The sequence below is a fragment of the Variovorax sp. GW821-FHT09D05 genome (genome assembly GCF_059416325.1).
On sequence record NZ_JBWKOZ010000004.1, the window covers coordinates 511,452 to 531,016 of the forward strand.

General features: G+C 67.1%; 16 protein-coding genes. 7 read left to right on the plus strand and 9 right to left on the minus strand.

The annotated features are described in order from the left end of the window. The first annotated feature begins 16 nt into the window (after positions 1 to 16). A complete protein-coding gene (locus AC07O3_RS13640; protein ID WP_495339545.1) occupies positions 17 to 1,435 on the plus strand; it encodes an aminotransferase-like domain-containing protein in 1,419 nt (472 codons plus the stop codon). Here AC07O3_RS13640 and AC07O3_RS13645 read toward each other — a convergent pair. The 6 genes from AC07O3_RS13645 to AC07O3_RS13670 all read right to left on the minus strand — a co-directional run bounded on the left by AC07O3_RS13645 (position 1,383) and on the right by AC07O3_RS13670 (position 8,826). Continuing rightward, a complete protein-coding gene (locus tag AC07O3_RS13645) occupies positions 1,383 to 2,648 on the minus strand; it encodes an MFS transporter (RefSeq protein WP_495339546.1) in 1,266 nt (421 codons plus the stop codon). The two genes, AC07O3_RS13640 and AC07O3_RS13645, sit on opposite strands and share 53 nt — an antisense overlap. A 301-nt stretch (positions 2,649 to 2,949) precedes the next feature. After that, entirely contained in the window at positions 2,950 to 3,777 is an 828-nt protein-coding gene (gene phnX, locus AC07O3_RS13650) for a phosphonoacetaldehyde hydrolase (RefSeq protein WP_495339547.1), read from the minus strand. Positions 3,778 to 3,826: 49 nt separating this feature from the next. Then, entirely contained in the window at positions 3,827 to 4,966 is a 1,140-nt protein-coding gene (locus AC07O3_RS13655) for a TIGR03364 family FAD-dependent oxidoreductase (protein WP_495339548.1), read from the minus strand. Next, positions 4,963 to 6,678: a putative 2-aminoethylphosphonate ABC transporter permease subunit gene (locus AC07O3_RS13660; RefSeq protein ID WP_495339549.1), complete on the minus strand. Its 1,716-nt coding sequence runs from the start codon at positions 6,676 to 6,678 to the stop codon at positions 4,963 to 4,965. The genes AC07O3_RS13655 and AC07O3_RS13660 overlap by 4 nt, the downstream gene beginning before the upstream one ends. Positions 6,679 to 6,680: 2 nt before the next feature. Next, a complete protein-coding gene (locus tag AC07O3_RS13665; RefSeq protein WP_495339550.1) occupies positions 6,681 to 7,760 on the minus strand; it encodes an ABC transporter ATP-binding protein in 1,080 nt (359 codons plus the stop codon). A gap of 31 nt (positions 7,761 to 7,791) precedes the next feature. Beyond that, on the minus strand, positions 7,792 to 8,826 hold the full coding sequence (locus tag AC07O3_RS13670; RefSeq protein WP_093048250.1) for a putative 2-aminoethylphosphonate ABC transporter substrate-binding protein: 1,035 nt from the start codon (positions 8,824 to 8,826) through the stop codon (positions 7,792 to 7,794). Positions 8,827 to 9,085: 259 nt separating this feature from the next. On the opposite strand from AC07O3_RS13670, the gene AC07O3_RS13675 reads away from it, so the two are divergent. Both AC07O3_RS13675 and AC07O3_RS13680 read left to right on the plus strand, forming a co-directional pair. Continuing rightward, positions 9,086 to 9,646: a phosphonate degradation HD-domain oxygenase gene (locus tag AC07O3_RS13675; protein WP_093172638.1), complete on the plus strand. Its 561-nt coding sequence runs from the start codon at positions 9,086 to 9,088 to the stop codon at positions 9,644 to 9,646. A 123-nt stretch (positions 9,647 to 9,769) separates the two neighbouring features. Next, positions 9,770 to 11,563, plus strand: a complete 1,794-nt coding sequence (locus tag AC07O3_RS13680; protein ID WP_093075991.1) for an ABC transporter ATP-binding protein/permease — start codon at positions 9,770 to 9,772, stop codon at positions 11,561 to 11,563. On the opposite strand, the gene queC is transcribed toward AC07O3_RS13680, so the two are convergent. After that, positions 11,545 to 12,249 carry a 7-cyano-7-deazaguanine synthase QueC gene (gene queC, locus AC07O3_RS13685; RefSeq protein WP_093048241.1) on the minus strand — a complete coding sequence of 235 codons (705 nt, stop codon included), beginning with the start codon at positions 12,247 to 12,249 and terminating at the stop codon, positions 11,545 to 11,547. The two genes, AC07O3_RS13680 and queC, sit on opposite strands and share 19 nt — an antisense overlap. A gap of 84 nt (positions 12,250 to 12,333) precedes the next feature. Here queC and AC07O3_RS13690 point away from each other — a divergent pair, with 84 nt between their 5' ends. The 4 genes from AC07O3_RS13690 to AC07O3_RS13705 all read left to right on the plus strand — a co-directional run bounded on the left by AC07O3_RS13690 (position 12,334) and on the right by AC07O3_RS13705 (position 16,678). Further along, entirely contained in the window at positions 12,334 to 12,744 is a 411-nt protein-coding gene (locus tag AC07O3_RS13690; protein WP_093048239.1) for a DUF2177 family protein, read from the plus strand. Between the two features lie 186 nt (positions 12,745 to 12,930). Next, the gene (locus tag AC07O3_RS13695; protein ID WP_495339551.1) at positions 12,931 to 14,403 is read left to right on the plus strand and encodes an alkaline phosphatase; all 1,473 of its coding nucleotides are present in this window, start codon (positions 12,931 to 12,933) and stop codon (positions 14,401 to 14,403) included. Positions 14,404 to 14,435: 32 nt separating this feature from the next. Further along, on the plus strand, positions 14,436 to 15,968 hold the full coding sequence (locus tag AC07O3_RS13700) for an alkaline phosphatase (RefSeq protein ID WP_495339552.1): 1,533 nt from the start codon (positions 14,436 to 14,438) through the stop codon (positions 15,966 to 15,968). After that, entirely contained in the window at positions 15,965 to 16,678 is a 714-nt protein-coding gene (locus AC07O3_RS13705; RefSeq protein ID WP_495339553.1) for a hypothetical protein, read from the plus strand. Before AC07O3_RS13700 ends, AC07O3_RS13705 begins: the two co-directional genes overlap by 4 nt. A gap of 19 nt (positions 16,679 to 16,697) precedes the next feature. Here AC07O3_RS13705 and AC07O3_RS13710 read toward each other — a convergent pair whose 3' ends face one another. Further along, a complete protein-coding gene (locus AC07O3_RS13710) occupies positions 16,698 to 17,177 on the minus strand; it encodes a cyanophycin metabolism-associated DUF1854 family protein (RefSeq protein ID WP_307613850.1) in 480 nt (159 codons plus the stop codon). Then, positions 17,174 to 19,459, minus strand: a complete 2,286-nt coding sequence (locus tag AC07O3_RS13715; RefSeq protein ID WP_093075997.1) for a cyanophycin metabolism-associated ABC transporter — start codon at positions 19,457 to 19,459, stop codon at positions 17,174 to 17,176. Before AC07O3_RS13715 ends, AC07O3_RS13710 begins: the two co-directional genes overlap by 4 nt. Positions 19,460 to 19,565: the final 106 nt, after the last annotated feature.

A 19,565-nucleotide genomic window follows, 5' to 3' on the forward strand; every position in this document is an offset into this window, starting at 1 on the left:
TGAAGAACACCCCACGATGAAGCGATATGAAGCCCTGGCCGCAGACATCGAGGCCTCGATCCGCAACGGCACCCTGAAGACCGGCGACCGCCTGCCCTCCGTGCGCCACACCGGGCAGAGCCGCGGGGTCAGCGCATCGACCGTGTTCCAGGCCTACTACCTGCTGGAGGCGCGCGGCCTCGTGCGCGCACGCGACCGCTCGGGCTACTACGTGACTGGCGGCGGCCTGCGCGATGCGCCGCCCGAATCCACCCACACCTCGCGCCCGGCAGACGGGCCGCTGTCGCTCGACGTGAGCGACAAGGTGTTCGACATCCTCGAGGCCAGCATGTCGCGCAAGGTCGTGCCCTTCGGCTCGGCCTTTCCGAGCCCCTTGCTGTTTCCGCTGGCGCGGCTCGGGCAGTTCATGGCCGCCAGCGCCAAGTCGCTCGACCCATGGAGCACGGTGGACGACCTCACGCCAGGCAGCGCGGCGCTGCGCCGGCAGATCGCGCTGCGCTACCTGGCCGACGGCATGCGGGTGCCGGCAGACGAAATCGTCATTACCAACGGCGCGCTCGAAGCGCTCAACCTCTGCCTCGCGGCGGTCACGCGGCCGGGCGACGCGGTGATCGTCGAGTCGCCCACCTTCTACGCGGCGCTGCAGGCGTTGGAGCGCATGGGCCTGCAGGCCATCGAGGTGCCGACGCATCCGGGCGAAGGCATCGACCTCGAAGCGCTGGAGCTGGCCATCGCGGCACACAAGCCCACCGCGTGCTGGCTAATGACCACCTTCCAGAACCCGCTGGGCAGCCTGATGCCCGATGCAAAGAAGAAGGCGCTGGTGGAGCTGCTCGCGCGGCACGAACTGCCGCTGATCGAGGACGACGTGTATGCCGAGCTCTACTTCGGCGAGCGGCGTCCCGCGCCAGCCAAGGCCTTCGACACACAGGGGCTGGTGCTGCACTGCTCGTCGTTCTCGAAGTGCCTCGCACCCGGCTATCGCATCGGCTGGACCTCGGCTGGCCGCTTCGCGCGCAAGGTCGCGCGGCAGAAGCTCACGACCACGCTCAGCACCTCGGCGCCCGCGCAGCTGGCGCTAGCTGGCTATCTCGAAAAAGGCGGGCTCGACAAGCATTTGCGCAAGCTGCGGCAGACGCTGGCGATGCAGCAGGCCACCTTCGCGCAGGCCGTGGGCCATTACTTTCCGCCGGGCACGCGCGCGACGCGGCCGCTGGGCGGCTACTTTCTGTGGGTCGAGCTGCCGGCGCGCGCGAACGCGCTGGAGATTCACCGCAAGGCGCTGGAGCTCGGCATCAGCGTCGCGCCCGGGCCGATCTTCTCGGCCACGCGCGCCTTCACCAACTGCCTGCGGCTGAACTACGGCCACCCGTGGAGCACGCTCAGCGAGCAGGCGATGCAGACACTCGGCCGGCTGGCTGCCGAAGCGTCCTGAACAGCAGGAAAGCCGCGATGCTCACGTTCACCAGGTTCCAGCCGATGCCGTTCAGAAAGGCCGCGTGGTAGCTGCCCGTGAGGTCGAACACCTTGCCCGACATCCACCCGCCCAGCGCCATGCCGAACAGCGTGAACATCAGCACCGTGCCCACGCGCGCGCCCGCCTCCTTCGGCGGAAAGTGCTCGCGCACGATGATTGCGTACGACGGCACGATGCCGCCCTGGAACAGCCCGAACAGCGCCGAGATCACGTAGAGCGGCACCAGCCCGTCGAAGGGCAAAAACAGCAGCAGCGCCACGCACTGCAGCAAGCCGCCAAGCAGCAGCGTGCGCAGCCCGCCGATGCGGTCGCAGATGGCGCCCGACACCAGCCGGCTCACGATGCCGAAGCCCAGCATCAGCGACAGCATCATCGCGCCCTGCGCCGGCCCGTAGCCCAGGTCGCCGCAGTAGGCCACGATGTGCACTTGCGGCATTGCCATCGCCACGCAGCAGGCCACGCCGGCCACGCACAACAGGCTCTGTGCCGCACCCATGCTCAGGCCGAAAGGCCGCTTCATGTCGCGCACCGCGGCCCTGTTCGAAGCGTTGGCGGGCGGTGCATCAGCCAGCGCAGGCGGCCGCGCGCGGAAGAACAGGGCAAGCAGCGCCATCGTCAGCCCGCAGAAGATGCCCATGCCGATGTAGGTCTGGCGCCAGCCCACCGTTTCGACGAAGTGCTGCGCGATCGGTGGCCACACCGCGCCCGCAAGGTAGTTGCCGCTCGCGCACACCGCCACCGCGATGCCGCGCCGCTTGACGAACCACAGCGAGGTGTCGGCCACCAGCGGCGCAAAAGCCACCGAGCTGCCGAGCAGGCCGACCAACAATGCCTGCGCGATGGTGAAGGACACGATGCCGCCCGAGAGGCCAGTCGCGATGTACCCCGCGCCGAGAAAGACGGAGCCCATCAGCAGCGGCCGCATCACGCCGACACGATCGGCCAGCTTGCCCATCAGCACGCCGCCGAAGCCGAAGCCCAGCATCAGCAGCGTGTAGGGCAGCGAGGCGTCGGCACGCGCGACGCCGAACTCGGCCTGCACCGCGGGCAGCATCACCGACACCACGTACATGCCGCTGCTGCCGACCGTCATGACCAGCAGCGTAAGGCCCAGGCGCACCATGGCGTAGCGTGAATCCGCCTGATGGGTGGTTGTCTCGTTTGTCTTCATTTTTGTCTCCGCGACGAGGATACCCCGTGACGCAGAAACGCGAGGCACGCGCAGAGCCCGGTGGTGTCAAACCACCTTCAGGCTCGGCATTGGCTCAGTGTGCGAATGGCGCGGGTGTGGCGACAAAGCTCATCGAAGCCTTCGGCATGGGGCCACCCGGCTTCGGCCTGTCGTCGCACGCGGCCGTCAGCAGGCCCACGCAGAACAGAAGAAGAACAAGGCTTGTGCTTCTCATCATGGCGGGCATGCTATGCCCGCGAAGGCGTGCGTCAAGTCGGACGCTGCCGCTTCTGGCTACAGGTCAGGCGACGACAGGCCGCTCGCCGCGCTGCAGTCGGCGTTCGATGTCTTCCAGCACCTGCGGCAGGTCGGCCACGCTGTCGATCACGTAATGCGCGCCGGCCGCGTCGAGTTCGGCGGTGGCGCGTGCGCGGCGCTCTTGCTGCTGGCCTTCATCGAGCGCCTGCCATTCGGCCAGCGTGAGACCGTTCACGTTGCCGCTGACAGCCACGCCCACGGCCCAGGTTCCCGCATTGAGGCCTTCCTGCAGGCCAACGCCGGTGTCGTCGACCTTCACCACGGTGTGCGGCGGCCACACACCGAGGTCGGCGAAGCAGCGGTACATCATGAGCGGCGACGGGCGGCCTTCGGCGAGGTCGCCGCCGCACACGAGGTTGTCGGGCGCATAACCGCCGGCCGCGGCGATGGGCACGACCACTTCCATGATCGGGCGGTTGTAGCCGGTGGTCGAGCCGATCTTCAGGCCGCGCTGGCGCAGCACGCCGACGGCCTCAAGCGCGCCCGGAATGAAGTCGGCATGGTCGCGTGCGCTGGCTGCGTTCATGGGCGTGAAGATTTCATACAGCTTGTCGGCATCGGCGTCGTTGAACGCATGGCCGTGCTTTGCTTCCCACTGGGCATTGATGCGCGGCAGCGTGCCCAGCGCCTTGATGTGATCCCACTTGGCCACGCCCATCGGTCCGCGCGCCTCGGCGATGGTGATGTCTATGCCGAACTGCTCGAACAGTTTCACGAAGGCGCCCATGGGTGCGCAGGAACCGAAATCGAGGATGGTGCCGGCCCAGTCGAAGACGACGGCCTGGAGCTGGGAGTGGTTGTGGGCGTTCATGGCGGCTGAGATGAAGAGGTTCGGAAGGAAGGCAACGGCCCTGCAGCCATCACCAGGCGTTGAAGACGTCTTGCGCGATGCCGAAACCGGTGCTCGCGCCGCTGCCGCTGGTGACCAGCACCACGCGCGTGGCGTCGTCGGGCGCGTCGATCACGCAGGGCGTAGTCTTCGATGAGGGGTACACGCCGGTCCAGCGCTCGGTGACCTGCGCGGCCTCGAGGTTCAGCGTGCGGCGCAGGTGGCGCAGGATGAGCTGGTCGACCTCCTCCATTGCGAAGGGCTCGGGTGCGTCGGCGTAGTGGTGCGAGTCGCCGACCACCAGCGAGCCGTCGGCGCTCTGCACCACGATCAGGTGGATGCCGTGAGCGAGCGATGCGGCCTCTTCCTGCTGCAGGCGCGCGCGCAACGCGGCGGCCTCTGGCAGCGTGCTGTAGCCCTCGTAGCGCACAAGGCTCAGGTCCGACATTACCGAGCCGGGCAGACGGAAGCCCGCCTCGGGCTTCACGCGCAGCATCTGCAGGCGGCACAGCGTGAGGTCGTGCGCGGCAATGCGGTCGGCGAACAGGCCGTGCAGATCGGTATTGGTGCAGACCACCACCCGCTCGGCATGCAGCGTGCCGAGCGAGGTACGTACGCGGGGCGTTTCGACTTCGAGCACGGCTTCGCTGAAACGGAAGGTCACGCCGTGCGCCTCGGCCAACCATTTGGTCAGCAGGCCGATGGCGGTGCGCGATTCGACGCGCAGTTCGTGCGGGCTGAAAAGCACCGAGCGCGCACCCGCCAGGCTCAGCGCTGGGGCCTTGGCCTGCGCATCGGCGGCGTCGAGCAGTTCGCAGCCCTTGCCCATCGGCGTGTGCATGAAGGCTTCGAGCACGTCGTGCGCCTCGGGGCGATAGGCCGCGAGCCAGAGGTTGCGGTGCACGACCTCGATGCCGGCCTGCGGTGCGACCTCGTTCCACACACCGCGGGAATGCATCGCGCGGCGCCACATGTCGCCCGGCGCCTGGCCGGTGATGGTGATGAAGCCGAAGTTGCGGATCGAGGCGCCGATGCAGGCTGCGTCGCGCTCGACTACGCAGACCTTGAGGCCGCGCTGCACGGCGCTGTAGGCGTGGGCCAGGCCGACGATGCCGGCACCGACCACGATGAGATCGAAGCTGTCGGGGTCGTGTGCGGGGGCAGCGATCACCGTTGTCTCCAGGCCTGGGTGCGCTTGAGCGCCCACTGCCCGGCCAGCGCGAACACGCCTCGGCCGATGGCGGCAGTGAGCATGATCAGCGAAGCCATGGCGGCGGCGGGCGCGACGTCGCCGGCGTCGTCCATGTTGAGCACGGCGATGGCTGCGAGCGTGGTCTGCGGCGAGTAGAGGAACACGACGGCCGACACTGTCGTCATCGCGTTGACGAAGAAATAGCCGCCCACGTTCAGCACGGTCGGCAGCGCCACCGGCAGGTGCACGCGCCACAGCGTGCGCCAGAACGGCACGCCCATCGACTCGGACACCAGCTCGTATTCGCGGTCGAGCTGGCGCAGCGCCGTGAGCGAAGTCAGGTGCGCCACCGAGAAGAAGTGCGCCACCGTGCACACCACGAGGATGGTCATGCTGCCGTAGATGGCACGCAGCGGGTTCGAAGGCGAGATGAAGAAGAAGATGTAGCCCACACCAAGCACCAGCCCTGGCACCGCGAGCGGCAGGTTGGCCAGCAGGTTCAGCAGTTCGCGCAGCAGGCCGAAGTGGCGCGGCTTCTCGACGAAATAGGCCGAGATGAAGGTGATGAATGCACCCGCCACTGCCGCGCACACGGCCAGCCGCAGCGAGTTGAAGTAGCTGCCCCAGCCGCCCCCGTCCATGTTGCTGAAGTCGTAGTTCTTGAACGACGGCACGAGGTTGTAGGGCCAGAAGGTGGCCAGCGAGGCGAACACCGCCATGCCGATCATCACGAAGATGCCGCAGGCCGTGAGCACGCAGAAGGCCAGCAGTGCACGGTCGCGCACCTTCACGGGCTCGGGCTGATAGGGCGTGGCACGCGCCGACAGCGCCGCCGCCTGCTTGCTGCGCACGTGGCGCTCGACCAGGAACGACAGCACCGCCGGAATCAGCAGCACGAGGCCGACCACCGCGCCCATCTGGAAGTTCTGCTGCCCGACCACCTGCTTGTAGATGTCGGTCGCGAGCACGCCGGTCTGCCCGCCCACCACCTTCGGCACGCCGAAGTCGGTGATGACCAGCACGAACACCACCATCGCGGCCACGATGAGGCCGTAGCGCGAGGCCGGCAGCGTCACCGTGCGGAAGATGCGCCAGCGCGAGGCGCCCAGCGTCTGCGCGGCCTCGTAGAGCCGGCCGTCGGAAGTGGCCATGGCGGTGGTGAGGATCAGCAGCGCATGCGGCAGCGTCCAGAACACCGAGCCGAGCACGATGCCCAGCGGGCCGTAAATGGACGCGCTGCCCAGCAGCCCCTTGAACAGGCCCTGGTTGCCGAACAGGTAGACGAGGCTGATCGCGGGCAGCAGCGAAGGTGCCAGCAGCGGCACCAGCGCCACCGCGCGCAGCAGGCCCTTGGCCGGCATGCACGACAGCGTGAGCCCGTAGGCGTACACGTAGGCGATGCCCGTGCAGATCACGGCGCTGAGGGCCGCGAGCCCCAGGCTGTTGAAGGCCGACTGCACCAGCGCCGGGTTGTCGAGGTAGCGCGCGAAGTTGGCAAGGCCCACGAACGCGCCCGCGTGGTCGAAGAAGCTCTGGCCGACCAATGCGCCGACCGGCAACGCGACGATCACCACCAGCAGCAGCACGACCAGCAACACGGCCGCGCCCGTCAGCCAGCGCTCGCGGTCGAATGCGCTGCCACGCGCCACCACCACCGGCACAACGGCGATGGCGTCGGGAGAACTGCTCATGCTCAGTTCGCCAGGACCGACAGCGCGTTCAGGGGCAGCTGGATATGCACCATGCTGCTAGGCACCAGCGGATCGCTGCCGCCGCCGCGCGCATCGGCGGGCAACTCGGCCTCGATCTCGATGCCCAGCGGCTCGCAGGCCAGACGGGCCGAAGTGCGGTTGCCGAAGAACTCGGTGTCGAGCAGGCGTGCCGCAAAGCTGTTGGCGCCGAGCTCGGTGCCGAAGCGCTTCACGACCACGTGCTCGGGCCGGATGCCCACGGTTGCCTGCGAACCGACGCTGAGGCTGCCGGGTGCGCAGAACAGCTCGCTGTCGCGCACGCGCACCTTGCCGTCGGCCAGCACGGTGGCCGGCAGCATGTTCATGCGGCCCACGAAGCCCGCCACGAAGCGGGTACGCGGCTGGCGGTACAACTCGTCGGGCGTGCCCGCCTGCTCGATGCGGCCGTTGTGCATCAGCACCACGCGGTCGGCCATCGAGAGGGCTTCTTCCTGGTCGTGCGTGACCATGATGGTGACGATGCCCAGGCGCTTCTGCAGCGCGCGGATTTCGCTGCGCAGGCTGGCGCGCACCTGCGCGTCGAGCGCGGAGAGCGGCTCGTCGAGCAGCAGCAGGCGCGGGTTGGGCGCAAGCGCACGCGCCAGTGCAATGCGCTGCTGCTGTCCGCCCGAGAGCTGGACGGGGTATTTGTCGGCATGCGCGGCCAGGCCGACGAGGTCGAGCATCTCGCGCGAGCGCTTGGCCATCTCGCGGGCCAGTGCGCCCGTGGGGTGCAGGCCGTAGGCGATGTTCTGCGCGGCCGTCAGGTTGGGAAACAGTGCGTACGACTGGAACACCACGCCGAATCCGCGCGCCGCGGGCGGCAGGCCCGCGATGTCCTGGCCGCCGAGCAGGATCTGGCCGCTGTCGGCGCGCTCGATGCCGCAGACGATGCGCAGCAGCGTGGTCTTGCCGCAGCCCGAGGGGCCGAGCAGGCACACGAACTCGCCGGGCTCGATGTCGAGATCGATGCCGTCGAGCACGCGTGTGGCGCCAAAGGACTTGCCGATGTCGCGAAGGGAAAGAAAGCTGCTGCTCGTCATGACCGGGTACCGCTTGGCTTCAACGACAGGATCAAAGCGGCTTCTTTTCCGACTTGGACTCGTAGCGCTTCGACCATTCCGTCAGGATGCGGTCGCGGTTGGCTGCCGCCCAGTTGAAGTCGTTCTTGGCGAGCAGCTTCTCGACGTCGCCCGGCACGAATTCGAGCTTTTCCTGGATGCCCGGCAGCGCGAGCACCGCGAAGTTCTTGGCATACAACTCGTTGGCCTGCTTGGTCACGGCCCAGTCGGCCAACGCCTTGGCGGCGTCCTGCTTCTTGCTGGTCTTCATGATGCCGGTGGCTTCCATGTCCCAGCCCAGGCCTTCCTTCGGCAGCACGATGTCGATGGGAGCGCCGTCGCGCTTGGTCTTGTTGGCGCGGTATTCGAAGGACATGCCGAGCGCGAACTCACCGGCGCCGGCCTGGCGGCAGGGCTTGCTGCCCGACTGGCTGTAGATGCCGATGTTCTGGTGCAGCGCGTCCATGTATTTCCACGCCTTTTCTTCACCCATCATCTGGATCCAGCCGGACACCATCAGGTAGCCGGTGCCCGAGGCGGCCGGGTTGGGCATGGTGATCTGGCCCTTGTAGACCGGGTTGGTCAGGTCGGCCCAGCTGGTGGGCTTGGGCAGGTTCTTCTTCTGCGCTTCGGCGGTGTTGAAGCAGATGGCCGAGGACCACACGTCCATGCCGACCCACTTGGGCGGGTTGGCCGCATCGCGCATGGTCGGCTTGATGGCGTCGAGGCCCTTGGGCGCGTAAGGCTGGAGCATGCCTTCCTTGTCGAGCAGCATCAGCGAGGTGGCGGCCAGGCCCCACACCACGTCGGCCTGCGGGTTGGCCTTTTCGGCCAGCAGCTTGGCGGTGACGATACCGGTCGAGTCGCGCACGAACTTCAGCTCGATGCTCGGGTTCTCCTTTTCGAATGCGGCCTTGTAGGCCTGCACCTGGTCGGCTTCGAGCGCGGTGTAGACCAGCAGCTCGGTGCGGCCCTGGGCCGATGCGGCAAAAGCCAGCGAGAACAGGGCGGCCGGCACGAAGGCCCAGCGGAGTTGACGATGCAGCATGGTGGAGGTTCTCTTGGGAAAAGTAGAAAGGACGCGATGCGGGACACACGGGCAGGCAAGCGAAAGTACGCAAGTGCCGTTCAGCGATGCGGGCGATGCTGGCACCGGCATGTGACAAGAATTTGTCAGATGCCCCAGAAACACCCAAATACCCATAAATACACCCTAGGCCGGCGATGTCGCGGCGGCTTCGTCATCCGCATGTCATTGCGTCGCGTCAAGCTGCCGGAGTTATTCCCTGTGTTTTCGCTTCGCTTTCATGACACTCGACCTTGCCGAGATCGCCCGCCTGTTCGCTGAACGCGGTGGAGTCGCGTACGCGGGTGAGCCCGTGTCCCAGCTGGAACACGCGCTGCAATGCGCCTGGCTCGCGGAACAGGCCGGTGCGAGCGATTCACTGGTCACCGCCGCGCTGCTGCATGACCTGGGCCACCTGCTGATCGCCGAGCACCAGACGCTATCGCAGTCTCCTACCCAACTGGGCATCGACGACCGCCATCAATACATCGCACTGCCCTTGCTGCGCGGCGCCTTCGACATCGAAGTGCGCGAGCCGATCCGCCTGCATGTGGACGCCAAGCGCTACCTGTGCACGACGCGGCCCGACTATTTCTCGAAGCTCTCGCCCGATTCGGTGCGCAGCCTGGCCCTGCAAGGCGGCGTGATGGACGCGGAAGCGGCGCAGCGCTTTGCCACGCACCGCTGGTCGGGCGACGCCGTGCGGCTGCGGCTCTGGGACGAAGAGGCGAAGGCGCAAGGGCTGCAAACGCCGCCGCTGGCGCACTTCCTGGCGACGGCGGCCAGGGTCATGTTGCACTGACGGGCCTGTTTTTCGGAGGCTGGGCAAGGTTTCAGGCCGATTTCAGGCCGGATTAAGAAACTCTTGTCTACGATGGTTTCTTCATGATGACCGGCGCCGCACGGGCGCCTGCGAGGAAACCACATGTCTTCATCCGTCACCGCGCGCGCAAGCACGTTCATCCAGGTACTGCGCCGCGTCTTCTCGCTCGCGGCGCCCTACTTCCGGTCCGAGGAGAAATGGCGCGCGCGCGCCATGCTGCTGGCCATCGTCGCGCTCAACCTCTTCTATGTATATGTGGCGGTGCTGGGCAACCAGTGGTACGGGCGCTTCTACGACGCGCTGCAGAACAAGGACGTGACGACCTTCTGGCGCGAAGTGCGCGTGTTCGGCTGGATCGCCTTCTTCAACATCGCGGTGCAGGTGCTGAAGTTCTACATAACCCAGCTGCTGCAGCTGCGCTGGCGCACCTGGATGACGCGCAGCTACCTGTCGCGCTGGATGGCGGACCGCACTTTCTATCACCTGGAACTCGCGCGCTACGCCAACAAGGACGGCCACACGCCGGACAACCCCGACCAGCGCCTCCAGGAAGACATGCAGATCTTCACCAGCTCCACGATGACGCTCTCGATGGGCCTGTTGAACGCCGTCGTCACGCTCCTGAGCTTCATCGGCCTGCTCTGGGGGCTGTCGGGCAATTTCTCGTTCACCTTCAGCGGCACCACCTACCAGATCGTCGGCGCGATGGTTTGGCTGGCACTGGGTTATTCCATCGTCGGCACCGTCGTCACGCATTTCATCGGCCGTCCGCTGATCGGCCTGAACTTCAGGCAGCAGCGCTTCGAGGCCGATTTCCGGCACCACCTCGTGCGCGTGCGGGAGTACAGCGAAGCCATCGCACTGGACCACGGCGAGAAGGTCGAGCGGGGCCAGCTCGACCTGCGCTTCGGCGACGTGCTGCGCAACTACCTGCTGCTGATCAAGCAGCAGAAGAACCTCGTCACCTTTACCTCGTTCTTCGGGCAGGCGGCGGTGATTTTTCCGTTTCTCGTGGCGGCGCAGCAGTACTTTGGCGGCGCGTTCCAGCTCGGCCACCTGATGCAGATCGGCTCGGCCTTCGGCAAGGTGCAGGAGTCGCTCAGCTGGTTCGTCGACAACTACGACAGCGTGGCCGTCTGGCGCGCCACCACCGACCGTCTCACCAGCTTCGACGACAGCATGACGGCCCACGCCTCGCGGGACGATGCCCTGCAGCGCGCGCCCTCGGAGATGCTGCAAACCGACGACCTCGCAGTCGCGCTGCCGAACGGCACGCCGCTGCTTGCCGGCGCCGCGCTGGCGGTGAAGCCCGGTGACAGCGTGCTGCTGCAGGGGCCCTCGGGCAGCGGCAAGTCGACGCTGTTCCGTTCGTTCGCGGGCATCTGGCCGTTCTCGAAGGGCAAGCTGCAGGTGCCCGACAACGTCGCCTTCATGCCCCAGCGGCCCTACGTGCCGGACGGCAAGCTGCGCGATGCGCTGACCTACCCCAACCCCGCATCGAACTTCAGCGACGACCAGCTGCGCCAGGCCCTGACCGACGCGCTGCTGCCCGACCTCGTGAGCCGCCTGGACGACAGCGACGCCTGGAGCCAGAAGCTCTCCGGCGGCGAGCAGCAGCGCCTGGCCATCGCGCGGGTACTGCTCAAGAAACCGGCATGGCTGTTCGCCGACGAGATCACCAGCGCGCTCGATGCGCAGGCCGAGAGCGTGCTCTACAAGCGGCTCGCCGCCACGGTGCACGCCGCCGGCGGGGCGATGGTGTCGATCGCGCACCGCGCGGCCGTGGGCGACTTCCACAACCAGCGATGGACGCTGGTGCCGCAGGAAGACGGCGCCGCCGGCGGCGCACGCTACCGGCTGAACACCTCAGCGGGGGTTCAGCCCGCCGCGGCGTAGCGCTCCCAGCCCTTCTTGCGCAGGTCGCAGGCAGGGCACTCGCCGCAACCGTAGCCCCAGGCCTGGCGGTGCACGCGGTCGCCGAGGTAGCAGGTGTGGGTCTCTTCCACGATCAGGTCGACCAGCGGCTCGCCACCCAGACGGTGCGCCATGGTCCAGGTCTCGGCTTTGTCGATCCACATGAGCGGCGTCTCGATGACGAGGCGGCGCTCCAGCCCGAGCGACAGCGCAAGCTGCATCGCCTTCATGGTGTCGTCGCGGCAGTCGGGGTAGCCCGAGAAGTCGGTCTCGCAGACACCGGTGACGATCACCTGCAGCCCGCGCCGGTAGGCCAGCGCGCCGGCGAGCGTAAGAAACAGCAGGTTGCGCCCGGGCACGAAGGTGTTGGGCAGGCCGTCGGCCTGCATGGCGAAGGCGACCTCTTCGGTGAGCGAGGAGCCACCGAGCTGCGCCAGCGCTGCAAGCGTGAGCACATGGTCTTCGCCCAGGCGCGGCGCCCAGTCGGGGAAGCGCTCGCGCATCTTCGAGAGGATGGTGCCGCGCACGTCGAGCTCGACGCGGTGGCGCTGCCCGTAGTCGAAGCCCAGGGTTTCGACGCGCTGGTACTTCGAGAGCGCATCGGCGAGGCAGGTGGTCGAGTCCTGGCCGCCGGAGAACAGAACGAGGGCGGTGGTGTGCAGGGGCATATCCGTCGGCGGCGGTGCATGCCGCCGTAGTCCAAAGGCGCGATTTTCGCAGGCTGCCCCAGGGGCGTGGATACGATCTCCCGCATGAACGCCAAACACCTGCTTGCATGGGTCGCCACTTTCGCGGTGCTGCTGGCGCTCGACGTGCTCTGGCTCGGCTTCGTCGCCAAGAACATGTACCAGCAGGCCATGGGCGATCTGATGTCGCCGAATCCGCGGCTGGGCTTCGCGGCCCTGTTCTACCTCACCTACCCCGTCGGCCTGCTGGTGTTCGCGATCGTGCCCGGCCTGCGGGCACGCGGCGTGACGCGGGCGGCGCTGCTGGGCGGGCTGTTCGGCCTGTTCTGCTACGGCACCTATGACCTCACCAACCTCGCCGTGATCCGCGACTGGCCGCTTGCGCTGTCGTTCATCGACATGGCATGGGGCACGCTTGTGAGCGGCCTTGCCGCGGCAGCCGGCGCAGCGGCGCTGCGCTGGTTCGCGTCGCGCTGAGTAGTCGCCTCAGCTAGCCGGCGTGCGTGACGCGCCGAAGACAGTTCGCGCCTTTATTTCGACAAGAGCGCTGAACTTTCATTCGGCTTTCAACTCGTCACGGCCGGGTCATCTGACGTCTTTAGATTTCACCTCCAGAAATGGTGCACGCCCGGTGCACCGGTCAAACAACCACCCGAGGGAATCATGACCCAACGCTTCATTGCCCCGGCGCTGCTGGGCGCCTCACTACTGCTGTCCGCTTGCGGCGGCAGCAACAACAACGGCGTCGTGTTGCCGTTCATTCCGCCGGCGACCACCCCGCCGCCGGCCGCGCAGGCACCCAAGAACGTCCTGTTCTTCCTCGGCGACGGCATGGGCATCACCACCATGACCGCCGCGCGCATCTACAAGGTCGGCGAAGACGGCGACCTCACGATGGACACGCTGCCCGAGACGGCCTTCGTCCACACCTATTCGAACGACGCGCAAGTAACCGACAGCGCCCCCTCGATGTCGGCCTACATGACCGGCGTGAAGATGAACAACGAAGTCATCTCGATGAGCCCCGAGACCAAGGCCGCCGACGCCTCCGGCAAGGCCTATCAGGTCAACTTCGACAGCACCTGCCCCTCGGGCAACGGCCAGGCCGTTGAAACGCTGCTGGAGCGGAGCAAGGCCAAGGGCTACGCAACCGGCGTGGTGACCACCACCCGCATCACCCACGCCACGCCCGCTGCCACGTACTCGCACGTGTGCCACCGCGACGCCGAAAACACCATCGCCGCCGCGCTCGTGCCGGGCGGCGCGGGCTACAACGGCAAGTTGGGTGACGGCGTCGACGTGTTCTTCGGCGGCGGCACCGACTACTTCGTCGCCAAGGAAGCCGGCGGCAAGCGCAACGACAAGCGCGACCTGATCGCCGAGCTGAAGACCGCCAAATACAGCTTCGCCGCCAACAAGACCGAGTTCGACAAGCTGCCGGCCGACGGCGCCACCAAGATCGCCGGCCTCTTCACCAAGAGCCACATGGCGTACGACCTCGACCGCGACGCCACCAAGGAGCCGAGCCTGGCCGAGATGACCGGCAAGGCCATCGACGCGCTGGCCGCGCGCAAGAAGGGCTTCTTCCTGATGGTGGAAGGCGGGCGCATCGACCATGCTCTGCACGCCACCAACGCGCGCCGCGCACTGCAGGACACCGGTGCCTTCGACGACGCCATCAAGCTCGCGCTCGACAAGATGCAGGCCATCGATCCGGGCCTGAAGAACACGCTGGTGGTGGTCACGGCCGACCACGACCACACGCTGCAGCTCAACGGCTATGCCGCGCGCACCGGCAAGACCGAAGCGGGCAAGCCCGGCGTGCTGGGCCTCGTGAAGGACTACGTCGACACCAGCAAGACCAGCAAGGACGTGGATGGCAACCCATACACCATCATCGGTTTCGGCAACGGCCCGCGCCGCCTCGCCACGCGCGGCCCGATCTCCGACGCCGAGCTGGAAAACAAGGACTACCGGCAGGAAGCCGTGGTGCCGATGGATGCGGCCAGCGATTCCGAAACCCATGGCGGTGCCGACGTGTTCCTCGGCGCGCAGGGCCTGGGCGCCGACAACTTCGCCGGCGTGATCACCAACACCGACGTGTTCGGCCTCATCAAGAAGGCGGTCGGCCTGTGAAGGGCAGCGAGCGCTCATCGACGAACACAACCATGAACACGACCATGAACCGCATCACCCGCAACACCCGCCTGGCAGCCGCCCTCGTCTGCGCCGCCGCCGGTACCCTGGCCGGCACCGCGCACGCCGCCGGCGAAGCCAAGAACGTCATCTTCTTCCTCGGCGACGGCATGGGTCCCGTCACGGTGACCGCCGCGCGCATCTACAAGGGCGAGAAGCAACTGGCCGCCAAGCCCGGCTCGCTGGTGAGCCCCGAGCGCGCCAACCTCGTCATGCAGTCGCTGCCGTACGCGGCGCGCGTGAAGACCTTCTCGCTCGACGGCCAGACCACCGACAGCGCGCCCTCCATGGCCGCCTACATGACCGGCGTGAAGATGCGCAACGAGGTGATCTCGATGTCGGGCGACACCACCGCCGTCGACAGCACCGGCAAGCAGTACATCAACGGCGAGGACACGACCTGCCAGCCGGCCAACGGCAAGGCCGTCGACACGCTGCTCGAACTCGCCAAGGCCAAGGGCCGCGCGGTGGGTGCGGTGTCGACCACGCGCGTCGGCCATGCCACGCCGGCCACCACCTACTCGCACATCTGCAACCGCAACGGCTACAACACCATCGCCGAGCAGAGCGTGCCGGGCCACGCCAACTACAACCCCAAGCTGCTCGACGGCATCGACGTGCTGATGGGCGGCGGCCAGCGCAACTACCTGCCGGTCGCGACCAACCCCAGCAGCAAGCGCACCGACGGCGCCGACCTGGTGGCCGCAATGAAGGCCAAGGGCTACACCTACGTCGACACCGGCACCAAGCTCAAGACCGTCGACACGGCGGCCACCAGCAAGCTGCTGGGCCTGTTCTCGCAGAGCGAAATGGCCTACGAGCTCGACCGCGTGAAGCAGAGCCTCGACCAGCCCAGCCTGTCGGACATGACCGAGAAGGCGCTCGGCGTGCTCAGCAAGAACGACAAGGGCTTCTTCCTGATGGTCGAAGGCGGCCGCATCGACCACGCACTGCACGGCACCAATGCCAAGCGTGCGCTGGAAGACACGCTGGCCTTCGACACCGCCATCCAGACCGCGCTCGACTACATGGAGAAGAAGGACCCGGGCCTGAAGAACACGCTGGTGGTGGTCACGGCCGACCATGACCATGCGATTGCCTTCAACGGCTATCCGAAGATCGGCAACCCGATTCTCGGCAAGGTCAACAGCTACTCCGACGGCAAGCTGGCAAAGGCGACCGATGGCAAGCCCTACACCACGCTGGTGTTCGGCAACGGCGGCCGGCCCAACGCAACGGGCTCCAGCCAGGTCAACGCGGAAGACGGCAACAAGCCGTGGATCGCACCGGCCCGTGCGACTTCGCGCGACGACCAGACCGCGATGGACACCGAGGACGACAACTTCCTGCAGGAAGTCGGCATCAATCTCGGCACGCCCGGCGCGGAAACCCATGGCGGCGGCGACGTGATGCTGTTCGCCGGCGGCGCGGGCTCGAAGATCTTCAAGGGCACCGTGGAGAACATCAAGGTGTTCAACAAGGTCAAAGAGGCGGCAGGTCTGTGAGCGTTCCCTCGACGCTCAAGACGCTGCTGGCGGCTGCGGCCCTCTCAGTGCTTCCGCTGGCAGCCAGCGCCGCGGGTGACGCCGCGGCGCCCGACCAGAACCTGCGCATCCAGCACCATGTGCTGACGATCGGCAAGGACGGCGTTCAGCGCGAAAGCCGCTACGCCGACCTGATGTTCCGCCGTGCCGGCACGGTGTGGATCGAGCGCGAGTTGCCGCCCGCGCTGCGCGCCGACCACGACCACGAGGCCAGCGAAGGCAAGGTGCACATCGGCCACTCGCATGCCGACAACACCGCGGCGCCACTGTGGCTGCGCCGCGATGCGGCCGGCAAGGTGCAGGTGGGCATGGTGCTGCGCCAGCAGCGCAAGCTGATCGAGGTCGACAAGGCCAACTACGGCAACGTGGGCTACGGCGGCTCGTGGGCAAATGCCTACTGGCTGGTCGACCCCGCCAGCCTGCCGCACATGAAGGCGCTGGGCACGGCAGGCAGCAAGGGCGTGCAGCGCTACGAGGTGCAGCAGGGCGAGAGCACTCTGCGCATCGACTGGGACGTGGCTGGCCGCTACGCCCGCAAGATCGAGCAGCGCAATGCGCACGGCACCTCGCTCAACGTGATGACGGCTTCGGCCATCCCGGCGCCGAAGACGCTGCCATGGCAGATCGCCGACGCCTATGAGCGCGGCGAGTACTCCGACCTGCTGGACTGATCGAACCGGGCCGGGCGCCTCAGAGGAAGCGCTCGAGCAGCTTGCGCGAGGCCCGGTCGAGCGTCTTCACGTCGGGAATGCGGAACTGCACGCCGTGCGCGCTCGCAATGAGCAGCGCACCGCCTTCGAGCCGGCGGATGTCTTCCTCGGCCTTCAGCACGAAGGTGGTGTCGCCGCGGTCGGTGCTGACGGTCCAGGTGCTGGGCACGCCGAAGCTCGACACGCCGTGCAGGCGCAGCAGCGTGGGCGCGAAGTCGCGCACTGCGAGTTCTTCTTCCAGCAGCGTCCTGGCCTGCGCTGGCAGTTGATCGACGCTGTCGATCCAGACCAGTTCGCGCCCTTCGCTGCCGACCAGCGAAATGCCATGGCCGGGCGCGCTCAGCGGAAAGGCCCGCACGGGCACGACGCCCACATGGCACTCGCCCTGCGCGTCGGTCAGCACGAGGCGACCGAAGGCATCGCGTTCGAGTTCGAAAGATGGGGTGTTGTGCTCGGTCATGCGTCCCCCGCCGGATGGGCTGCGTGGCTGATGGCCAGCGGCGCCTGCGCGTTGGCGCGCTCGTCGGCGGCTCCTTCGCTCGCATCGTCGTCGCCCTGGCGCAGTTGCGCCTGGTAGAGCCGCCAGTAGGCGCCCTGCTTCGCCATCAGGGCATCGTGCGGTCCCACTTCGACCACCTCGCCGCGATCCATGACCACGAGCCGGTCGGCCTTGCGCAGCGTCGACAGGCGGTGCGCGATGGCGATGGTGGTACGGCCCTGTACGAGGTTGTCGAGCGCCTTCTGGATTTCCTTCTCGGTCTCGGTATCCACGGCCGAGGTCGCCTCGTCGAGGATCAGGATGCGCGGGTCGATCAAGAGAGCGCGCGCGATGCTGATGCGCTGGCGCTCGCCGCCCGACAGCCCCTGCCCGCGCTCGCCCACCAGCGAGTCGTAGCCATGCTGCAGCCGCAGGATGAAGTCGTGCGCGTGGGCCGCACGGGCTGCGGCGACGACTTCCTCGCGCGTGGCGTCAGGCTTGCCGTAGGCGATGTTCTGCGCGATGGTGCCGAAGAACAAAAACGGCTCTTGCAGCACCAGCCCCACGTGGCGCCGGTAGTCGGCCACGGCGAAGCGGCGGATGTCGGTGCCGTCGACCTTGATGGCGCCGTCGGTCACGTCGTAGAAGCGGCAGATCAGGTTGACCAGCGTGCTCTTGCCCGAGCCGCTGTGGCCCACGAGGCCGATCATCTCGCCGGGCTCGATCACCAGGTCGAGGTCGTGGATCACCGCGCGCGAGCCGTAGCGAAAGCCCAGCCCGCTCATCTCGATGCGGCCCTGCACGCGCTCGACCTTCACCGGGTTGGCCGGCTCGGGCACGTTGCTCACGTGGTCCAGGATGTCGAAGATGCGCTTGGCGCCCGCCGCAGCCTTCTGCGTGACCGAGACGATGCGGCTCATCGAGTCGAGTCGCGTATAGAAGCGGCCGATGTAGGCGATGAAGGCGGTGAGCACACCCACCGTGATGCTGCCGCGCGCCACCTGCCAGATGCCGAAGGCCCAGACCACGAGCAGGCCGATTTCGGTCAGCAGCGACACGGTCGGCGTGAACAGCGACCAGGTGCGGTTGAGCTTGTCGTTCACCTGCAGGTTGTAGGCGTTGGCGATGCGAAAGCGCTCGGCTTCGCGGCGCTCCTGCGCGAAGGCCTTGACCACGCGGATGCCGGGAATGGTGTCAGCCAGCACGTTCGTCACCTCGGACCAGACGCGGTCGATCTTCTCGAAGCCGGTGCGCAGGCGGTCGCGCACGACGTGGATCATCCAGGCGATGAAGGGCAGCGGCACCAGCGTGACCACGGCCAGCAGCGGGTTGATGGAAAACAGGATGGCCGCGGTCATCACGATCATCAGCACGTCGTTGGCGAAATCGAGCGCGTGCAAAGACAGGAAAACGTTGATGCGGTCGGTTTCCGAGCCGATGCGCGCCATCAGGTCGCCGGTGCGCTTGCCGCCGAAATAGTCCAGCGGCAGGGTCAGCAGGTGTTCGTAAGTGGTGGTGCGCAGGTCGGCGCCGATGCGCTCGGACACCAGCGCCAGCAGGTAGGTGCGCGCCCAGCCCAGCCCCCAGCCAACCAGCGCCGCGATCAGCAGGCCGCCCAGGTACAGGCCCACGCGCATGGTGTCGATCTTCTGCCCGTTCTGGAACGGAATCAGGATGTCGTCCATCAGCGGGATGGTCAGGTACGGCGGCACCAGGGTGGCGGCGGTGGAGATCAGGGTCAGCAGAAACCCTGCAATCAGCTGCTTGCGGTAGGGCTTGGCGAAGCGGCCCAGGCGCAGCAGTACCCAGGTCGAGGGGGGGGTCTGGAGCTCGGTGTCGGCGGGTTCGTCGCCATCGGCGACCTCGATGACTTCGGGTGTCTCCTTGGCGACACCAGCCATGCGCTGGCCGAAAAGCTTGAGCAGCCGCAGGGCCGCGGCCTGCCCGGCCAGGGTGTAGCGCCAGCGGCCCAACCGGCCTGCAGGCCCCGTCAGATCTAGTGTTCCGACGCCTGAGTGGTCGGACAGGCGCAGTTCGAGGGCCGCGTCTGTTAGTGGCCACTCACGCCATTCACCGCCCGGTTCGAGCGCGATCAGCCTCTGGTCAGTCAGGGCCACTAGGGCGGAAGCGAAGCGAAGTTGGTCGTCGAGGTCAACCGACAGTATTACCAGAACGTTTTCCGCGACTGCGAGCCGGTTTTTCAGCGCGTCTGAAGCCGCCTCTGTTTCGCCCTCCCGGGTGCCGACTGGATCGTGATGTTGCATTGTGTTTCTTTGACTCTTGCCCGTCGCGGGCCGCATGGACCGCGTCATGGCGCCCTTCGTCGGGCGCCGATTCTGACTGATCGCCATGGGCGCGCTTGAAGGCGCC

Excerpts from the sequence above, each read along its gene's own strand:
- AC07O3_RS13640 (WP_495339545.1), top strand. The coding sequence starts at position 17 with ATGAAGCGATATGAAGCCCTGGCCGCAGACATCGAGGCCTCGATCCGC.
- AC07O3_RS13645 (WP_495339546.1), bottom strand. The coding sequence starts at position 2,648 with ATGAAGACAAACGAGACAACCACCCATCAGGCGGATTCACGCTACGCC.
- phnX (WP_495339547.1), bottom strand. The coding sequence starts at position 3,777 with ATGAACGCCCACAACCACTCCCAGCTCCAGGCCGTCGTCTTCGACTGG.
- AC07O3_RS13660 (WP_495339549.1), bottom strand. The coding sequence starts at position 6,678 with ATGAGCAGTTCTCCCGACGCCATCGCCGTTGTGCCGGTGGTGGTGGCG.
- AC07O3_RS13665 (WP_495339550.1), bottom strand. The coding sequence starts at position 7,760 with ATGACGAGCAGCAGCTTTCTTTCCCTTCGCGACATCGGCAAGTCCTTT.
- AC07O3_RS13670 (WP_093048250.1), bottom strand. The coding sequence starts at position 8,826 with ATGCTGCATCGTCAACTCCGCTGGGCCTTCGTGCCGGCCGCCCTGTTC.
- AC07O3_RS13675 (WP_093172638.1), top strand. The coding sequence starts at position 9,086 with ATGACACTCGACCTTGCCGAGATCGCCCGCCTGTTCGCTGAACGCGGT.
- AC07O3_RS13680 (WP_093075991.1), top strand. The coding sequence starts at position 9,770 with ATGTCTTCATCCGTCACCGCGCGCGCAAGCACGTTCATCCAGGTACTG.
- queC (WP_093048241.1), bottom strand. The coding sequence starts at position 12,249 with ATGCCCCTGCACACCACCGCCCTCGTTCTGTTCTCCGGCGGCCAGGAC.
- AC07O3_RS13690 (WP_093048239.1), top strand. The coding sequence starts at position 12,334 with ATGAACGCCAAACACCTGCTTGCATGGGTCGCCACTTTCGCGGTGCTG.
- AC07O3_RS13695 (WP_495339551.1), top strand. The coding sequence starts at position 12,931 with ATGACCCAACGCTTCATTGCCCCGGCGCTGCTGGGCGCCTCACTACTG.
- AC07O3_RS13700 (WP_495339552.1), top strand. The coding sequence starts at position 14,436 with ATGAACACGACCATGAACCGCATCACCCGCAACACCCGCCTGGCAGCC.
- AC07O3_RS13710 (WP_307613850.1), bottom strand. The coding sequence starts at position 17,177 with ATGACCGAGCACAACACCCCATCTTTCGAACTCGAACGCGATGCCTTC.
- AC07O3_RS13715 (WP_093075997.1), bottom strand. The coding sequence starts at position 19,459 with ATGCAACATCACGATCCAGTCGGCACCCGGGAGGGCGAAACAGAGGCG.